This window comes from Streptosporangium longisporum (genome assembly GCF_039534895.1).
GTDB lineage: Bacteria > Actinomycetota > Actinomycetes > Streptosporangiales > Streptosporangiaceae > Streptosporangium > Streptosporangium longisporum.
The window spans coordinates 615,226-632,484 of record NZ_BAAAWD010000007.1 but is presented as its reverse complement, the minus strand read 5'-3'; the positions used below and the strand labels follow the sequence as shown (position 1 = coordinate 632,484).

Annotated in this window: 15 protein-coding genes and 2 pseudogenes; 9 read left to right on the top strand and 8 right to left on the bottom strand. The window is 70.7% G+C overall.

What is annotated here, in order from left to right; genetic code table 11:
- Positions 1–5: 5 nt before the first annotated feature.
- Both ABD832_RS15760 and ABD832_RS15755 read right to left on the bottom strand, forming a co-directional pair.
- Positions 6–602 (bottom strand): GNAT family N-acetyltransferase, encoded by a 597-nt coding sequence (locus tag ABD832_RS15760; RefSeq protein WP_344895015.1) that lies wholly within the window; start codon positions 600–602, stop codon positions 6–8.
- Between the two features lie 128 nt (positions 603–730).
- Positions 731–1,108 (bottom strand): hypothetical protein, encoded by a 378-nt coding sequence (locus ABD832_RS15755; RefSeq protein ID WP_344895012.1) that lies wholly within the window; start codon positions 1,106–1,108, stop codon positions 731–733.
- A 338-nt stretch (positions 1,109–1,446) separates the two neighbouring features.
- Here ABD832_RS15755 and ABD832_RS15750 point away from each other — a divergent pair, with 338 nt between their 5' ends.
- The 3 genes and pseudogenes from ABD832_RS15750 (at position 1,447) to ABD832_RS15745 (ending at position 5,284) form a co-directional block, all read left to right on the top strand.
- Positions 1,447–4,185 carry an NACHT domain-containing protein gene (locus tag ABD832_RS15750; RefSeq protein ID WP_344895009.1) on the top strand — a complete coding sequence of 913 codons (2,739 nt, stop codon included), beginning with the start codon at positions 1,447–1,449 and terminating at the stop codon, positions 4,183–4,185.
- Positions 4,186–4,206: 21 nt separating this feature from the next.
- Positions 4,207–4,329: pseudogene (locus ABD832_RS42505) on the top strand (hypothetical protein); the annotation flags it as partial.
- 172 nt (positions 4,330–4,501) lie between these two features.
- Positions 4,502–5,284 carry a hypothetical protein gene (locus ABD832_RS15745; protein WP_344895007.1) on the top strand — a complete coding sequence of 261 codons (783 nt, stop codon included), beginning with the start codon at positions 4,502–4,504 and terminating at the stop codon, positions 5,282–5,284.
- A 206-nt stretch (positions 5,285–5,490) separates the two neighbouring features.
- On the opposite strand, the gene ABD832_RS15740 is transcribed toward ABD832_RS15745, so the two are convergent.
- The 3 genes and pseudogenes from ABD832_RS15740 to ABD832_RS15730 all read right to left on the bottom strand — a co-directional run.
- On the bottom strand, positions 5,491–5,697 hold the full coding sequence (locus ABD832_RS15740) for a DUF397 domain-containing protein (RefSeq protein WP_344895004.1): 207 nt from the start codon (positions 5,695–5,697) through the stop codon (positions 5,491–5,493).
- On the bottom strand, positions 5,688–6,221 hold the full coding sequence (locus tag ABD832_RS15735; RefSeq protein WP_344895983.1) for a DUF5753 domain-containing protein: 534 nt from the start codon (positions 6,219–6,221) through the stop codon (positions 5,688–5,690). The genes ABD832_RS15740 and ABD832_RS15735 overlap by 10 nt, the downstream gene beginning before the upstream one ends.
- 93 nt (positions 6,222–6,314) lie before the next feature.
- A pseudogene (locus ABD832_RS15730) lies at positions 6,315–6,461 on the bottom strand (helix-turn-helix domain-containing protein); the annotation flags it as partial.
- Positions 6,462–6,803: 342 nt separating this feature from the next.
- Here ABD832_RS15730 and ABD832_RS15725 point away from each other — a divergent pair.
- Both ABD832_RS15725 and ABD832_RS15720 read left to right on the top strand, forming a co-directional pair.
- Entirely contained in the window at positions 6,804–7,091 is a 288-nt protein-coding gene (locus ABD832_RS15725; protein ID WP_344895002.1) for a hypothetical protein, read from the top strand.
- Positions 7,092–7,216: 125 nt separating this feature from the next.
- A complete protein-coding gene (locus tag ABD832_RS15720; RefSeq protein ID WP_344894999.1) occupies positions 7,217–7,603 on the top strand; it encodes an ATP-binding protein in 387 nt (128 codons plus the stop codon).
- An 85-nt stretch (positions 7,604–7,688) separates the two neighbouring features.
- Here ABD832_RS15720 and ABD832_RS15715 read toward each other — a convergent pair whose 3' ends face one another.
- On the bottom strand, positions 7,689–8,384 hold the full coding sequence (locus tag ABD832_RS15715) for a hypothetical protein (protein WP_344894997.1): 696 nt from the start codon (positions 8,382–8,384) through the stop codon (positions 7,689–7,691).
- A gap of 256 nt (positions 8,385–8,640) precedes the next feature.
- On the opposite strand from ABD832_RS15715, the gene ABD832_RS15710 reads away from it, so the two are divergent.
- Positions 8,641–9,927 (top strand): hydroxyacid-oxoacid transhydrogenase, encoded by a 1,287-nt coding sequence (locus ABD832_RS15710; RefSeq protein WP_344894994.1) that lies wholly within the window; start codon positions 8,641–8,643, stop codon positions 9,925–9,927.
- Between the two features lie 153 nt (positions 9,928–10,080).
- Here the strand turns inward: ABD832_RS15710 and ABD832_RS15705 are convergent, their stop codons facing one another.
- On the bottom strand, positions 10,081–10,566 hold the full coding sequence (locus tag ABD832_RS15705; protein ID WP_344894991.1) for a DUF5994 family protein: 486 nt from the start codon (positions 10,564–10,566) through the stop codon (positions 10,081–10,083).
- 358 nt (positions 10,567–10,924) lie between these two features.
- Between ABD832_RS15705 and ABD832_RS15700 the strand changes: the two genes are divergently transcribed.
- From ABD832_RS15700 to ABD832_RS15690, 3 genes are all read left to right on the top strand, one after another.
- Positions 10,925–11,323: a hypothetical protein gene (locus tag ABD832_RS15700; RefSeq protein ID WP_344894988.1), complete on the top strand. Its 399-nt coding sequence runs from the start codon at positions 10,925–10,927 to the stop codon at positions 11,321–11,323.
- Between the two features lie 143 nt (positions 11,324–11,466).
- Positions 11,467–13,035, top strand: coding sequence for a S1 family peptidase (locus ABD832_RS15695; protein WP_344894986.1), 1,569 nt, complete (start codon positions 11,467–11,469; stop codon positions 13,033–13,035).
- A 200-nt stretch (positions 13,036–13,235) separates the two neighbouring features.
- Positions 13,236–14,768: a S1 family peptidase gene (locus ABD832_RS15690; protein ID WP_344894983.1), complete on the top strand. Its 1,533-nt coding sequence runs from the start codon at positions 13,236–13,238 to the stop codon at positions 14,766–14,768.
- A gap of 175 nt (positions 14,769–14,943) precedes the next feature.
- Here the strand turns inward: ABD832_RS15690 and ABD832_RS15685 are convergent, their stop codons facing one another.
- Complete coding sequence (locus tag ABD832_RS15685) at positions 14,944–17,241, bottom strand: catalase (protein WP_344894981.1); 2,298 nt, start codon at positions 17,239–17,241, stop codon at positions 14,944–14,946.
- Positions 17,242–17,259 lie beyond the last annotated feature (18 nt).

The window sequence follows — 17,259 nt, the reverse complement described above, 5'->3', positions numbered from 1 at the left end:
GAACGTCAACGTGCCCGTGACGGTGACACCGTCGCGCCGGGCCGCCGGAGCCGTTCCCACTCGGCCCGGGTGAGCTCGTACTCGACGTCGCCGTGCTCGGAACCCTCGATCACCTCCGGCCAGTCCTCGGTGAAGTTCCGGACGAACGACAGACCGGCCTTCTCCATCACGCGCCGGGAGCGCGTGTTGACGGCCATGGTGTTCGCGGTCACCCGCTCCACGCCGAGGTCCGTGAACCCCTTGTGGATCAGTGCCCGCACACCCTCCGTCGCATGACCTGCCCCCCAGGCGGACCTGTTGAGCCGGTAGCCGAGTTCGACCACGCGAGGATCGTGGTCGTCCAGGGGGCGTAACCCGAACCAGCCGAGAAAGGCCCCGGTGGTCCTCTCCTCCGCGGCCCAGAAACCGCGGGTGCCGAAGCACGGATGGTCGTGCAGGAGCCGCGGCAGGGTCTTCGTCAGGATCGCCTCGCGGCTCGTCGGACGACCCCCGTTGATGAAGCGCATCACCTCGGGGTCGCTGTCCAGCGCGAGCAGGTGGTCGGTGTCGGCCTCGGTGAACGCGCGGAGCACGAGCCGGTCGGTCTCCAGGAGGATGTACATACCGGAATCCTCACCACCGGCGCCCGGGGACGCCACCGGATATCGGGCCGGTGAGGGACGAGGGGGTGGAGCGTGACTCATCCGGCCGGCAGCGGATGAGTCACGCCCTCAGCGCCTGGTGCGGGGGCTCAGCAGGCCTTCATCCCTCTGACGCTCGCCCAGCCCGCGATGACGCGCGACGACGAAACGGTCCCTCCGCCGGGAATGGTGTGACACGACCCGTCCGTGGTCCCGGCGATGTCCAGCTTGCGCTGGACCGTGTAGGAGTGGCAGTTGCGGATCGAGTAGTAGACGATCTTCAGGGGGCCGCCGGGCAGGTCACCCGTCGAGTGGGTGAGGCCGCACGGCACCGCGGACACCTTGGCCTGGAGCGCCACCGCCGTCCTCGCCGCGGGCGTGACGGCGGTCTCGGCGGACGCGGATGCCGTCAACGTGAGGCTGCCGGCGAGAGCCGCCACCGTCGCGACCGAAGCGGCGGCCCATCTGATTTTTCCTGTGCTCTGCATTTTAGTTCTCCTTTTGTGTTCCTACGCGGACGGCGTTCTCGACGGCCGGGCGTTTCGACCGCCCGGGTCGGACCATTCAGCCGAATGCCGTCCGACTGCTTCCCGAGAAAGGAGATCATCGCCCGGCTCGAATCGTAAAGACCTTTCGCGAAATACAACTCAAATGCAAATGGAAACACCTGTGACCTGGCCGAACGTGATTGCATTGCAAATGCAATCGCATTTGCGGGCGGTGGCCGGACGTGTTCTGCGGGAGAAGCGGCGAGGCACCGGGACGCGATACGGTGGATGAGAAATGTCCTGACTTGCCCATAGAGAACCAGGGAGTCGAACGAGGCATGGTCGGAACTAATCGGACATCGAGCGAAAAAGATGACACGATTACGGAGTTCTTCGGCCGCTTCTTCGGGTACGTGGAGGAGGCGGCGCGACGCTCGGAGCAGGTGAAACAACGGCAGACCCGTCGTGACGGCGACGGAAAGCCATTGGACATCGACCTCGCCAAGGCGCTCGACCTGAGCCCCTCCACTGTCGGACACTGGCGCAAGGAACGGCATTTCCCGCGCCAGACATTGATCTCCTCCGTGCTCGTCCGAGCGGGACTGGACGTCGAGCACGGCGAGCACACCACCTTCCTCGACCTCGCGCGTCGCGCTCATCGTGCGTGGACGATGCGCGAATCGGCCACCGCCGGCTCGGGGAGGGCCGTGCCCGCCGAAGCCAGGGCGTACGACACCGTCAACGCCGCCATTCGCAGCACGGACGCGCGCGGTGTCTCTGAGCCGATACCCGATGGAAGTAATGAAACGGCGGACGCGGCAGGTGACACGAAGGAGGAGTCCGAACCCGGCCTGCCGGAGGAAAGGCGTCCGGAGATAACCGCCCTCCCCCGGCCCTTCACTCAGGAACGATGCTGCTCGGATCCGGGCGACATTCTTCTTTCAGGATCGGCGGCTGAGAGCGAGCATCGCGTCCGGCTGGCCAGGGCGGCCAACGCGCTGGCGAGAAAGCTGCGGGCGCAGTGGGAGGACGAGGCGGCCGATCGCGGACTGGACAACCCGCCGCCGATCCCACCGCGCTGGGTGAGAACCTCCCGGCCCGTCGCCAGCCGGTTGCGGGTGGCTCTGGACGATCCGCAGCGGCCCCGCTTCACGCCGCTGCCCGGCACCCGGCAGGCGACGGCACAGGCGGTCGAGGGCGGTGAGCTGGCCGGGTTGTTCGACCTGTACGCGGGGCTGGGCTCCGGCCGCATCGTCGTCATGGGTCACCGCGGCACCGGCAAGAGCGCGACGGCCATCCTGTTACTGCTGGAGGCGCTGGATCATCGGGTCCGTCTGCCCCTCCCGCAGGCCATGAGCACGCCGGTTCCGGTGCTGCTGAACGCCTGCGACTGGGATCCCCGGCGTCACGGTCTCGGTGACTGGTTCGCCCGGCAACTCGCCACCGCCTACACCTTCCTCGCCTCGCCCGAATACGGCCCGGACGCGGCGGGCGAACTGGTTCGCCACGGCATGGTCTCGCTGCTCCTGGACGGCTTCGACGAGATGGACCGGCCCCGCCAGGTGGAGGCGTTGCAGCGCATCAACCGGCAGCGCCGTTCCTTCCGGCTGCTGGTGCTGGCCCGCACCGACGACTTCACCACCGCCGTACAGGCCGAGACCAGGCCGCTGCACGGCGCCGCGGCGGTGGAGCTCCTGCCGGTCGCGGGCGAGCAGGCGATCAGATATCTGCAGGACCATCGGCCGGACCCGCCCGCCCATGACGATCCCATGAGCCGGCTGATCGACCGGCTCCGGCAGCACCCCGACGACCCGGTCAGCCGGGCACTGGACACGCCGCTGACCCTCACCCTCCTGCGCGAGGACCCGCACGCCGCCGCCGACCTGCTCCGGCCGGATCACTTCACCACGCGCGAGCAGGCCGAGGACCACCTGCTCGATCGCGTCGTTCCCACCGCCTACCCGCCCCACCGGCCCGGCCCTTCGGCGGAGCAGGCCCGCAGGTGGCTCGGCTTCCTGGCCACCCGGATGGGCCGCGGCGACCTGGCATGGTGGCGGATGCACCACTGGGCACCGATGTGGGAGCGCTGCCTGATCAACGCCCTTGCCGGAACGCTGCTGATGAGCGGGATCGGCGCCGTGGTGTTCGGCCCGATCGGCCGGTACACGGTCGCCGGTGACACCGGAACGTCGTTCGGCGTGTGGTATGGCGCCCTCATGGGCGGGTGTTTCGGGTTACTGACCGGCCTGGTCTCCGAGCTGCGCGATCCCCCTCCCGGCTGGACGGACAGGCTCGGCACCGCCTTCGGCGGACGGCCCGCCCGCCTGCTGCGCCGACGGCCGCGCCCGGCGTTCAACACCGCGGCCGGATTGGCGATCTTCATGGTGGTGACCATGGCCGTGGGCAACCAGAGCACCTACCCGTACGGCCTGGCCTCCGGGATCGTCGCGGCGGTCGCCGCCGGGCACGCGGCCACCCGCGTCCGCCCCACGTCCGGCACCGGCTCCCGGTGGGGCAGGCTGCGTCCGGGCGGCGCCGATCTGCTGGCCGCCGCGACCATCGGGGGGCCGATCGGGCTGGCCTACGGCGTGAGCAAGACACCACTGCACGGAACGTTCGCCGGGCTGATCGCCGCCTTCGGGTTCGGGCTCATGGTCAGCGTGGCCCGTCCGATCGCCGACATCGACACCCCGCCCACTCCCGGCATGCGCTGGCGCCTGGACCGCCGGCGCGCCCTGCTGGTGGCGTGCAGCGCCGCGATCCCCATCGGCGTGGCGCTGGGCTTCCAGAACGGCCGTACCCACGGCCTGACGGCCGGGATCGTCACCGCCGCCGGGTTCGGCATCATGATCGCCCTCGGTTCCGTCGCGGCGATCTCCGACATCTGGCGCACCGGCCTGCTCTTCGCCCAGCTCCGGATGCGGAGGCTGTTCCCCCTGCGTGGGATGCGGTTCCTCGAAGACGCCCGCCGACGTCATGTGCTGCGCACCGCCGGAGCCAGATACCAGTTCAAACACGACCGGCTCCGGGCCACCCTCGCCGACGACCGTCCACGCTCCGATCCACCGCCGCGCTGAAAGCGGACTCACCGGAGAGACGACGTGAGCCTTCTCGGCCCGACGGGCACCGGCAGGACCCGCTCGGCGGCCGGTCCGGCGATCCGGGCCTGTCGGGCCGGACATCGGGTGAGCGGGGAACTTACATCCGTTCACGGTGGATGAGGAGGCGGTGTGCCTCCTGGATGCCTTCCGCAGGTCGCGGCAGGAAGCAAGCGGAACGCCGACCGATGGACATCGTGCCCCGGCGGCCGGTGGACAGGCGTACCCCCGAGATGTGGTCGTGATCAAGGTCCGGCAGGATGTCCTTTTCATACCGGGTGACCAAGGAATTCACATGAAGCGAGTAATCGCCGGCATCTCGATGGCCGCCGCCATCACGGTCGTGGCCGCGGCCCCTGCCCAGGCCGCTCCCGCGGACCCGGTCAAGGCGTTGAAAAGCCAGTTCGTCACGGGCAAGGGCGTGAAGTTCACCGACTTCAGCACCATGACCTCGGACGGCGAGAAAAGTCCCTTCCTTCGGCGGACCGGCTCCTTCCAATTCGGCAAGCGCGGGATCGTCGCCTCGGACATCAGCTCGACGGGCATCGAGGCGGACGGTGGCGCGGGTTCCACGGGCGTTTTCGCCCCGGCGCGAACGATCCGGATCGGCACCACGAGCTACTCCTCGGGCGGGTCGAGCCGCGAGAAGATGCCGAAGGGCAAGAGCTGGTACAAGGATCCGGACGGTATGACCGGCGACGTCGGCGGCTGGTTCGGGCAGCTCGTGAACGTCGCGGAGCCGGCGACCGTGGCGACCCTGCTCAAGGGCGCCAAGCGGGCGGGCGGCAGCTATTCCGGCAAGGTCACCTTCGCCAGGCTCGCCAAGGTCTCTCCCTGGTTCCGGGCCTCCCTGCCGCTTCGGTCGAGCGACAAGACCGTGGTGACCTTCAAGCTCACCGTGAACCGCAGCGGCCTCCCGCAGCGTCTGACCACCTCTCACTTGATGACGGGCATATTCGACAGTGAGGGTTGGGAAGGCAAGACCATCACCGTCGACACCCGCTTCACCGGCTGGGGAACGAAGGTCTCCATCAAGGCTCCCCCCGCGAGCAAGGTGACCACCAAGCTGGAGGAATAGGCCGTATCCGAGAAGACGACGTCACAGCCGTTCGCCGACTGCGGCAACGTGGGGATCGTGGCTTCGTGACGCATGGCGGACCGCCCGGTGGGAGTGTGCACGGCCCGGGGTGTCGCCGACGGTGGCCGCCATCCGAGCGGGCACCGTCACGGCGCCCGGGCCGGAACCGGAGGAGAAGACGACGGTCATCGGATTCTCAGGAGCGATCAGGTCAGGCGGTCGAACTCGCCCGACTTGAGGCCACGGACGAAGGACTGCCACTCGGCAGGGGTGAGGACCAGGCTGGGGCCGCCGGGGTCCTTACTGTCGCGGACCGCCACAACGCCGGGCAGGTTCGCGGCGACTTCGACGCACTGCCCACCGTTGTCTCCAGACAGTGATGACTTTCGCCACACTGCAGCACTTAGGTCCATTCTTGCCTCGCTTCTTCGATCATTTTGAGGGACATGCGGTCAGGGTAAGCCCATCGTCGTATCGCTTCATATCTTTCCCACATCGAAGTCACTAAATCATGATCAGCAGTGACGTAGCCTTCCGCCGAAGAGTCCACGTGGATGGTGTCCGGCTGTCCTATCGGGAGTTCGGCAATCATGAAAGCGCCGAGCATGCCTGCCGTGCAGTCCGGGTCGACGACTTGAACGGTCACGGAGGGGCGTTGGGCCACCTCCAGCAGGTGGCCGAGTTGCTCCCGCATCACCTCGGGGCCGTTGACGCGACGGCGGAGAACGCCCTCGTCGATGAGGACCAGGAGCATCGGAGGGTCCTCCTTGTCGAGGATCCGCTGTCGCCGCATGCGGGCCTGCACACGTTCCTCCACCTCGTCGGGGGTGGCTCGGGGGCCGTTGGCGAAAAGGTGCCGCGCGTAGGACTCCGTCTGCAGGAGGCCGGGGACGAGCAGCGGGTCCCAGGAGCGGATGACGAGGGCGATCGGTTCCACCTCCTCGGCCCAGCCGATGAACCAGGCCGGGCCTCCGGGGCGGGCGACGATGTGTTTGCGCAGGTCCGCGAAGTGCGTGCTGCCGCCTGAGCCGAAGAGGCGGTCCAGTTGTTCCGCGTCGTACTTCGACGGGGTCCGGCTGCCGCCCTCCAGGCGGCTCACCTGGGCCTGGGTGCAGCCGAGGCGCGCGGCCACGGAGGCCTGGGAGAGCTGGGCGGCCTCGCGCAGACGGCGCATCTCGGCGGCGAAGCGCGCGGGGGGTTCCCGGGTCCGGGGGGACGTCCTCGCTCATCGCATTCCTCCTGAATCAGAGAAAACGGACTTTTGCCTTTTCAGCCATTCCCGGTGTCGGTATGGGGAATCCCTCACCCGTCATTCCGGGTCATCCGGCGAGATGCCGATCCGGCCCTGAATTCACCTGCCATGCGGGCAATCTAAGCACACGTCACGTCGATTCGGCAGGACGAAAAAGAAAGCACCCGATGGTCTTTGAAACAGGGACGGGAACGAGCGATGCACGATCAGAACGGCGACCTTTCACGCCTCGGGCGTGCCGGCCGGGAGCGTCCGGAGGACAGGAGCGTGACGGCGGTCGAGCGGCGCGCGCGGTTCGTCCATCTGACCCGGCTCGGCTGGGACCTGCACGGTCTCGGGGTGCGCACCTCGCTCGTCCTCCCGGTGGCCGGGCAGCCGATCCTGGAGATCCACTCGACCGCCGGCACGGTGGCCCGGATCACCGTCGTCCGGCGGTACTGCGGGTGGGCGTACGTCTGGCGGCCGTGGTGGGCCCGTCTGTGGCGGCGCGGGGAATGGGTGTGGGCGGAGGCCGACAACGCGGCCGACGTCGTCATGTCGGCGGTGACCGCGTGAGGGCGGAGGAGGAACCGCCTCGGGAAAGGCCCGGATGTCAGGACGGGAACACCCTGCCGGGAGCGTGCCGCATGGACGGGGCATACAAAACGGACGGGCCTTGCCGCGCGAACGGGCCGTACAGCGTGTGGCGGAAGGTCTTCCCCGGCCGGGTCGCGGCCGTGCCGGAGGTGCGGGCCTGGGCGCGCGGCCTGCTGGCCGGGCGGCTCACGGTCCCGGTGCTCGACGACGTGCTGCTCCTGCTCAGCGAGCTGGCCACGAACGCGGTGACCCACTCCGACTCCGGGCGCGGGGCGGACGGGAGGGTGACGGTGTACGTGGCCCGCCTTCCCGGGACGGTCCACGTGGAGGTCACCGACGAGGGATCGGACACGAGCGCGCCCGCCGCGCGCGTCCCGGGGACGGACGACGACGGCGGGCGGGGGTTGTGGCTGGTGGAGGCGGTCGCGGCCGGGTGGGGGTCGTACCGTGACGAGAGGGGCAGGTCGGTCTGGTTCCGGGTGACGGGGTAGCGCACCGCAGGTCAGCGGGCCTGGAGGGTGTTCTCCGAGACGCTCGGGTCAGCGGCCCTGGGCTGTGTTCTCCGGGACGCGCGGGTCAGCGGGCCCAGACGGCGTTCTTCAGGATCCTGTCCAGGCCGGGGGTGGACCACTTGTCGATGACGAGGATCTTCGACGTCGGCAGGTACCACTCGCGCTGGTCGAACGTCGACTTCTGCACGGCGCCGTTGTACGTGATGCACCGGCCCGGCCATACCCGGTAGTGCGCCCTGTGCCCGGCGCCGACGGTGCGGTAGCCGACCGTGGTCGCCTTGCCGATGACATGGCCGTACCTGGGGTTGGTCGGGCAGGGCGGTACGTCGCCCGCCGGGAAGAACGGTCCCTGGGTGGGGTCGTAGCGCCGCAGTCCCTCTCCCCCGTTCTTCAGCGCCTTGGGTCCCATGACCCAGAAGCTGTCGCACCGGGGCTGGAAGAAGTCGCCGCCGGGACGCGCGCAGGCTCCGGTCACCACCCGGACCCGGTCGGCGGTCCCGTACACCCGCCATGAGGCCGGGATCTCCAGGGTCAGCCCGCCGCGCAGGCGCAGCAGCGCGGTGGCCGAGGTCACGGAGGTCACGGAGGTCACGGAGGTCACGGTCGCGGTGGACCCGGACGCGGTGGACCCGGACGCGGAGGTGACGGTCGCGGTGGACCCGGTCGCGGTGGTCGCGGACGCGGTCGCGGGGAGCTGGGTCGTCATGGTGAGCGCCCCGGCGGCGACGGCCGCGGCAAGCGTGATCGTTCTTCTCGTCATGACGGCGATGCTAGGGATCGTGACTTGCGATCCGTTTGCGTTCCTCTTGCCATCGCGCTGAACGCCGTCGCGCCGGACGCCGGATGCCGCCGGACGCCAGACGCCTCCGGACGCCGGCCCCGTTCGGCCGGCTCGTGCCGGGATCCGGCGTCGATGGGCGGAGGACCACGAAGTACCCTCGCTGACGTGAGCGGCGGGCACACCCCGAGGCGGTCGTCGCCCGTGACATCGGCAGGACCAGCGAGAGGAGCCGGGCGTGTACACCGCTCCGGGCAATCCCGAGTCCGTCTTCACCTACGGCGCCCCCGCCCTGAAGTTCGGGCCGGGCGCCTCGGCCGAGATCGGCTTCGATCTCGGGCAGTACGGCGTCCGCCGCGTCCTGGTCGTCACCGACCCCGGGGTGGCGGCGACCGGGGCACCGGCGCGGATCGCCGAGCAGATCGAGGGCTTCGGCATGGAGGCGTCGGTGTACGACGGCGTACGCGTCGAGCCGACGGACGAGAGCCTGCTCGCGGCCGTCGAGCACGCCCGCGCCTCCGGTCCTTGGGACGCCTTCGTCGCCGTCGGGGGCGGGTCGAGCATCGACACGGCCAAGGCGGTCAACCTGCTCGTCACCAATCCCGGTGAGCTGATGGACTACGTCAACGCCCCGGTGGGAGGCGGCCTGGCACCCTCCCGGCCGCTCAAGCCGCTGGTGGCGGTGCCCACGACCACCGGCACCGGCGCGGAGAGCACCACGATCTGCGTGCTCGACGTGCTCGACCTGAAGGTCAAGACCGGTATCAGCCACGCCCGGCTCCGCCCGGTCCTGGCGGTCGTCGATCCGGACCTGACGATGTCCCAGCCCCCCGAGGTCACCGCGGCCTCCGGGATGGACATCCTCTGCCACGCCCTGGAGAGCTACACGGCCCGGCCCTACACCTCCTACGAGCGCAAGCGTCCCGAGGAGCGGGTGCCGTACTGCGGTGCGAACCCGGTGGCCGACATGTGGTCCGAACGCGCCATGCAGTTGCTCGCGCACTCCTTCAGGACGGCCGTACGCGACGGGGAGGACGTGGACGCGAGGGCGCGGATGGCGCTGGCGGCGACGTTCGCCGGGCTGGGGTTCGGCAACGCGGGGGTGCACATCCCGCACGCCAACGCCTACCCGATCGCCGGGCGTGTCAGGGACTTCCACCCCTCGGGATACCCGGCCGGTGAGCCGATGGTGCCGCACGGCATGGCGGTGGCGCTGACCGCTCCCGAGGCGTTCAGGTTCACCTTCGAGGCGCGGCCGGAACGGCACCTGCGCGCGGCCGAGCTGCTCGACCCGTCGGCCGTCAGGCCCGACGACCCGGCCGAGTTCCTGCCGGGCGTGCTGACGAGGCTGATGCGGGACGTCGGCCTGCCCAACGGCGTGGGCGGTGTCGGCTACACCGAGGCGGACGTCCCGGCGCTGGCCGAGGGGGCGATGAAGCAGCAGCGGCTGCTGACCACCGCACCCCGGCCGGTCACCGAGGAGGACGTCACCGGCATCCTGCGGCGTTCCCTCACGCTCTGGTGAGGGAACGGCGGGGCCGGGATCCGGAGCCGGGCAGGGCCGGCGGCGCGGGCCGGACGGAGACCGGACCGGGGAACGCATGGAACCGATGAGCGCGAGCAGGCCCGGCAGGCCGACGCCCTCACCGGACCGGGGAACGCGTGGAACCGGTCGGGGTCAGGCGCCGGAGGCGGCGGCGGTCAGCGCCTCGCCGGCCACGCCCTCCTCGGTGTCCGGCGGGATCACCCGCAGGTTGACGGGTTCCATGTTCGCGCCGATCAGGGTGACCACGTGGGCGTCCATGTGGCGGAACCAGCCGATCTTGACCTGACGGCCGGGGGCGGCGATGCGGTGCGGGATGTCGTCCCAGGAGTCCAGCGGCAGGCCCACCCGCAGGACGGGCCGGTCCAGACGGCGGTCGATGTCCGCGATGAGGCCGGGCAGTTCCGCGGCGGCGTCCCTGGAGCGCGGCCACCAGGCCCCGTCCACGGCTCCCTCGCGGCCGAGGGCGGGGTCCAGGCTGACGCGGGCCGGTGAGGCGGCGTCGGGCGTGGCGCCCGTGGTGGTCGCGGGGGTCGCGGGGGCGGTCTCCGGGGCGGTCCCGTGGTCGATGTTCGCGACGGCGTCGAGGAGCGTGTGGAGAGGAGAGCGCTTCGGCGCCATGATCGGCCGGCCCGTCTCGGTCCCGTGGGGACCGGGGTTGCCTATCGCCTCGGGCGACGCCGGCCTGAATGCCGGCGCGCGAGATGTCCTCGGTCTCTCCACCCTACCCCGCTGCGTCCCGGTTCCACGGTGATGGTGCCTCTACGGCGGCCGATATATGACAAATGCCGAAAAGCGCAGAAATGCATCATGACACATCTGGAAAAACACGAAAAATCATTAGAAGGTGAGCGAAGGGCGGTCTCCATGGATTCCGCCGGGTTCAACAGGTTCCATGCCGACGTACGACCTCCGCGGAGTCCGGGCGGCGACACGGTCGCCGGGCCGTGACGCGCGGAGGAACGACGAAAGGAAGATCATGGCCCAGACCACCGCCGCCCTCCTGGTGCTCGCCTCCCTCCTGTCCGGCGGGACGGTGAACGGTGGGACGGCCGCCGGCGGCACACCGCAGGCGTCCCCGGAGCGGGTACGGGTGAGCGCGCAGACGGCCGCCCCGAACCTGCGTGCCTGCTACGACGGGAACTGCAAACTCACCATCAGGAAGACCGTGAGGTTCCGGGTGAACCCGCGGTTCGGTGTCACCCGACTGTCGATCTCCTTCACCTCGAACTTCATACGGGTGAAGGGCACCGGGCCCGGTGTGAGCGGACAGACGATGTTCGGCATGGGCGGCTCGGGCACGGTCAACGGCATCAAGGTGCGGCTGGTGTCGCTCTCCGGGAGCAAGGCCGTGCTGAGGCTCTCCACGAAGCGCTGACCGCGTCGGCGTGGCGAGCCGCTTTCCTCCCCTGGCCGGTGTCAGCTGATTTAGGGTGGTGGCGCCCGCATCGCACATCCGCCGGTGACACAAGGCGATCTCCCCTCGAACGCTCCGGAAGCCGAGATCGAGGAGAGACCCACATGTCCCGCAAGCACGCCGTCGCCACGGGATACGTCCTGACGATCACCGCTCTCACCCTCGCCGCCGTCCCGGCGGGCGCCGACCGCCGGCCGGACGTCCCCGCCGATCCCGCGTCGCCCCTGTCGCGAGCATCCGGCGCCCCGGACGCGACAGGTACGGCGAGGGTGCGAGCCGCGGCTGTCGTGGCACCACCGGGCATGCTGGAGGCCCTCCAGCGTGACCTGGGCCTGACCGCGGAACAGGCCGAGGAGCGGTTGCTCAACGAGAAGCGCCTCGCGCCGATCGTGGAGAGGATGAGGACGATGCTCGGCACCCGCTTCGGCGGCGCCTGGCTCCGGGCCAAGACCGCGAACACGCTGGTGGTGTCGTCCACCAGCGTGGCCGACATCCCGGCCATCGTCGCCGCGGGCGCACAGGCCGAGGTCGTCCCCCGGTCGCTGACGCAACTCGCCGACATCAAGGCGAAGCTCGACATCACGCTGCCGCCGAAACCGCTGGTCTCCAGCGTGCGCTACGTCGACGTCAAGCGGAACAAGGTGGTCGTGCTGACCTCCGAGCCCCAGTCCGCCCAGAACTTCGTGCAGGCCTCCGACGTGGAGCAGAACGCGGTGGTCGTGCTGCCCTCCAGCGAGGCCCCGCAGCCGCTGTACGACCTGATCGGCGGCGCCGCCTACTACGTCGGCGTCGCCAGCCGCTGCTCGATCGGTTTCTCGGTCACCAAGGGGGCCCAGACCGGTTTCGTCACCGCAGGCCACTGCGGCAAGAAGGGCGCGGTCACCAGTGGCTTCAACCGCGTCGCCCAGGGCGTCTTCCAGGCGTCCAGCTTTCCCGTCGACGACCACGCCTGGGTCGCGGCCAAGCCGGGCTGGACGGCCACCGCGGCCGTGGACAACGGCGCGGGCGCCACCCTGCCCGTCACCGGCGCCAGGGCCGCCATCGAGGGAGCCTCGGTCTGCCGGTCCGGTTCCACCAGCGACTTCCACTGCGGCCTCATCCAGCAGCGCGACGCCAGCGTCACCTACCCCCAGGGCACCGTCTTCGGATTGACGCGCACCAGCGTCTGCGCCGAGCCAGGCGACTCGGGCGGGGCGTTCATCGCCATCGACCAGGCCCAGGGTGTCACCTCCGGGGGCTCGGGCGACTGCGGTGCCGGCGGCGTCACCTACTTCCAGCCGGTCGACGAGATCCTCACCGCCTACGGCCTGACCCTGAAGACCACCGCGGCCCCCACCGAGGCTCCCGCGCAGAGCCCGGAGGCCTGCGTCGGGTATCTCTCCCTCTACCAGGACACCCTGGCCGTCGGCCAGTCCGCCCTCCAGCCGAGGGGCGTCTACTACCGGGCCAGGCAGGGCGGGCTCCACTCCGGCTGCCTGAACGGTCCCGCCGGCGCGGACTTCGACCTGGAGCTGCTGCGATGGAACGGCTCCGCCTGGCGGGTCGTCGCCTCCTCCGACGGTCCCGGCCCGAACAAGAAGATCGCCTACACCGGCACGCCGGGCCGGTACCGCTTCCGGGTGACCGCCACGGCCGGCTCCGGCCCCTACGCCCTGGCGTTCACCGCCCCCTGAGCCGCCCCTGAGCCGCCCCTGAACCGTCCCCGGCCGGTTGCGGCCGACACGTCCCAGATTCCCCCGCGTGGCGCGTGGCGTGCACGGCATCGATCGGCGACGGCTGCATTAGGGTGGCGTTGCCCGCATCATCCGGTCCTCCGGTGACATGCGGCGATCTCCCCCCTCAGCTCTGGAGCCGAGGTCGAGGAGAGACCCACATGTCCCGCAGACACATCGTCACCGCCGGGTGCGTCCTGGCGATGTCCGCGCTCACCCTGACCGCCGTACCCGCCGTCGGCGCCGACGGCCGGGTGGCGGGCACCCCGCCCATTCCTGCCGCCGTGAAGGCGGTGAAACCACCGCCGGGCCTGGTGGACGCCCTCCGGCGTGACCTGGACCTGACCCGGGCCGAGGCCGAGGCCCGGCTGGTCAACGAGGCGCGGCTGATCCCGGTCGCCGAGCAGATGAGCAGGAGGCTCGGTGCCCGCTTCGGCGGCGCCTGGCTGCGGACCAAGACCGCGAGCACCCTGGTGGTGGCCAGCACCAAGGCCACCGACATCCCCCAGATCGTGGCCGCGGGCGCGCAGGCCGAGGTCGTCCCCCGGTCGCTGACGGAGCTGTCCGCCATCAAGGCGAAGCTCGACGTCACCCTGCCGCCGAAACCGGCGGTCTCCAGCGTGCGCTACGTCGACGTCAAGCGGAACAAGGTGGTCGTGCTGACCTCCGAACCCCGGGCCGCCGAGAACTTCGTGCAGGCCTCCGACGTGGAGCAGAACGCGGTGGTCGTGCTGCCCTCCAGCGAGGCGCCCCTGCCGCTGTACGACCTGATCGGCGGCACCGCCTACTACGTCGGCACCGCCAGCCGCTGCTCCGTCGGCTTCCCGGTCACCAAGGGGGCCCAGACCGGTTTCGTCACCGCCGGCCACTGCGGCAACCAGGGTGCGGCCACCACCGGCTTCAACCGCCTGGCCCAGGGGGTGTTCCAGGGATCGTCCTTCCCCGGCAGCGACTACGCCTGGGTCGCGGTCAACAACAACTGGGCGGCCACCGCCGGCGTGGACAACGGCCAGGGCGGCATCGTCCCCGTCGCCGGGGCCCGGATCGCCATCGAGGGAGCCTCGGTCTGCCGGTCGGGCTCCACCACCGAATGGCACTGCGGTGTCATCCAGCAGCGTGACGCCAGCGTCACCTACCCCCAGGGCGCCGTCCTGGAGCTGACGCGCACCAGCGTCTGCGCCGAGCCCGGCGACTCGGGAGGCTCGTTCATCGCCATCGACCAGGCCCAGGGGGTCACCTCCGGAGGCTCGGGCGACTGCGCCTCGGGGGGCACGACCTACTTCCAGCCGATCACCGAGATCCTCACCACCTACGGGCTGACCCTGAAGACCACCGGTGCCGCGGGCGGTGGCACCCCGCCGCCCGCGCCTCCGGTCGTGACCGCATGCACGGGGTACGCCAGCACCCCCACCGGCACCCTGGGCGTTCGCCAGTCCGCCTACCTGCCGAGGAACGCCTACTATCCGGCGAGGGTCAGGGGCGTCCACTCCGGCTGCGTGGACGGCCCCAACGGCGCGGACTTCGACCTGTACCTGCAGAAGTGGAGCGGTTCCGCCTGGCAGGTCGTCGCCTCCTCGGACGGTCCCGGCCCGGACGAGAGGCTCGCCTACACCGGCACCCCCGGGTTCTACCGCTACCGGGTGGTCAGCGCGACCGGTAGCGGCGCGTACACCGCGGGGTTCACGGCACCCTGACCCGTTCCGCGTCCCTTCCACGACCGAGGGCCCCGGCCCTGCCCGCGAGGGCGGGGGCCGGGGCCCTCGGCGTCACACCGGAACCTCACCGCGGGACCCCGTCACGACTCCCCGTCACGAGTCCCCGTCGCGGGACCCGTCACGAGTCCCCGTCACGAGTCCTCGTCGCGCCGGGTCAGACGACACCGGCCGCGGTGGGGAAGCGGTCCCAGACGCGGTGCTCCGCGAGCAGCCGGACGACCTCCGCCAGAACGGCCTCGCCGCTGCCGCCCACGACCACGCCGGGCGCCACCGGGTCGACCCCGGCCGCGGTGAGCGCCGGTCCGGCGTCACCCCAGCCGCCGATCGGCTTGGCGTGCCGGAACGCCTCGCCGAGCATCAGCAGCACCCGCGGGTCGACGGGCGCCCCGGCCGGCGTGCCGTTCCCGGCCTTGGCGTCCCGCGCGCCGTAGGCGTCCGCGCCGGGCGCGGGCGTACCGGCGAGCAGCAACGCGTCGAACTCGACCGACCGGGCGGTGGCGAACGTGCGCTGCACGGTGACGGGAGTGCCGCCGTCCGCGGCGAGCGTGCCGCCCACCGGGGCGATCACCAGCGGCACCATGCCACCGTCCAGGACGGCCTGCCGGACGGTGCGGACCGCGTCCAGGTCACCGTCCGGGCCGGCGACGATGCCGATGATCCGTCCGGTGACCGGCCAGGCCTTCCCGAGCTGGGACAGGGCCGGGCTGGGCACGGGGGACGGCAGCGGGCCCTCCGCCGCCGGGGCCGGCAGGCCCAGACCCTGCGCCACCTGCTCGCACAGGTACGGGTCGATCCGGGCGAGCACCCTCAGGGTGCGCTCCTTGATCGCCTGCTCGTAGACCTTGCCGAGCTCGAAGGTGTACGCGGAGATGACGTGCTCGCGCTCGGTCGGGGTCAGGCTCAGCCAGAACAGGCGGGGCTGGCCGAAGTGGTCGTCGAACGACGCCGGGGCCTCGCGCACCTTCCGCGCCGCGGGCACCTGGACGGGCGTCTCCACGTACCCGCCCTCCTGGCTCCCGGCGAAGAAGGGGCAGCCGCCGTCCAGCGAGTTGGGCTTGTACGGCGCGACCCCGGCGTGCACGGCCGTCTGGTGGAAGCCGTCGCGCAGCATGTCGTTGACCGGGGCGTGCGTCCGGTTGATCGGGATCTGCCCGAAGTTGGGGCCGCCCAGCCGGGTGAGCTGGGTGTCCAGGTAGGAGAAGAGCCGACCGGCCAGCAACGGGTCGTCGGTGACGTCGATGCCCGGCACCAGGTGACCCGGGTGGAAGGCGACCTGCTCGGTCTCGGCGAAGAAGTTCGTCGGGTTGGCGTTGAGGGTGAGCAGGCCGATCGGCTGTACCGGGGCCAGCTCCTCGGGCACGATCTTCGTCGGGTCCAGCAGGTCGATGCCCTCGAAGGTCTGCTCGGGGGTGTCGGGGAAGACCTGGATGCCCAGCTCCCACTGCGGGTACGCGCCGGCCTCGATGGCGTCGGCGAGGTCGCGCCGGTGGAAGTCCGGGTCCACGCCGTTGACGATCTGCGCCTCCTCCCACACGAGCGAGTGCACCCCGGCCTTGGGCTTCCAGTGGAACTTCACCAGCGTCGTCTCCCCCGCGGCGTCGACCAGCCGGAAGGTGTGGACGCCGAAACCCTCCATCGTCCGGTACGAGCGGGGGATGCCGCGGTCGGACATGTTCCACAGCGTGTGGTGGGTGGCCTCGGTGTGCAGGGAGACGAAGTCCCAGAACGTGTCGTGCGCGCTCTGCGCCTGGGGGATCTCCCGGTCCGGGTGCGGCTTGGCCGCGTGGATGATGTCGGGGAACTTGATGGCGTCCTGGATGAAGAACACCGGGATGTTGTTGGCGACCAGGTCGTAGACGCCCTCGGAGGTGTAGAACTTCGTGGCGAACCCGCGTGTGTCGCGTACCGTGTCGGCCGACCCGCGCGAGCCCAGCACGGTGGAGAAGCGCACGAAGACCGGCGTCTCGACGTCCTTGGCGAGGAAGGCCGCCCTGGTCACCGTCGAGGCGGTGCCGTAGGCGCGGAAGACGCCGTGCGCGGCGGCGCCGCGGGCGTGCACGACGCGCTCGGGGATGCGCTCGTGGTCGAAATGCATGATCTTCTCGCGCAGGTGGTGGTCCTGCAGCAACACCGGGCCCCGGGGGCCGGCCTTGAGCGAGTGGTCGCTGTCCGGCAGCCGCAGGCCCTGGGCCGTCGTCAGGTACGCGCCGCTCTGGGAGCGCGCCGTCGGCGGCTCGTCGAGGGGCCGTCCGGTGGCGCTGAGGACGGCGGGTCCGCTCTGGTCGGGCTTGGGCGGCAGGGGCGGACGGGGCTCGGTCGGCTCCTCCAGGGACGGCGGCGCGCTGCCCGGCCGGCCGGGGATCTCTCCGGCGTGCTCGTCGCCGGATACGGCGCCGACCACCGTGTCGATCACCTTGTGAACCGTTTCCCTCACCGGGTGGGACTCTTCCATCGTCTATCCATCCCCTCC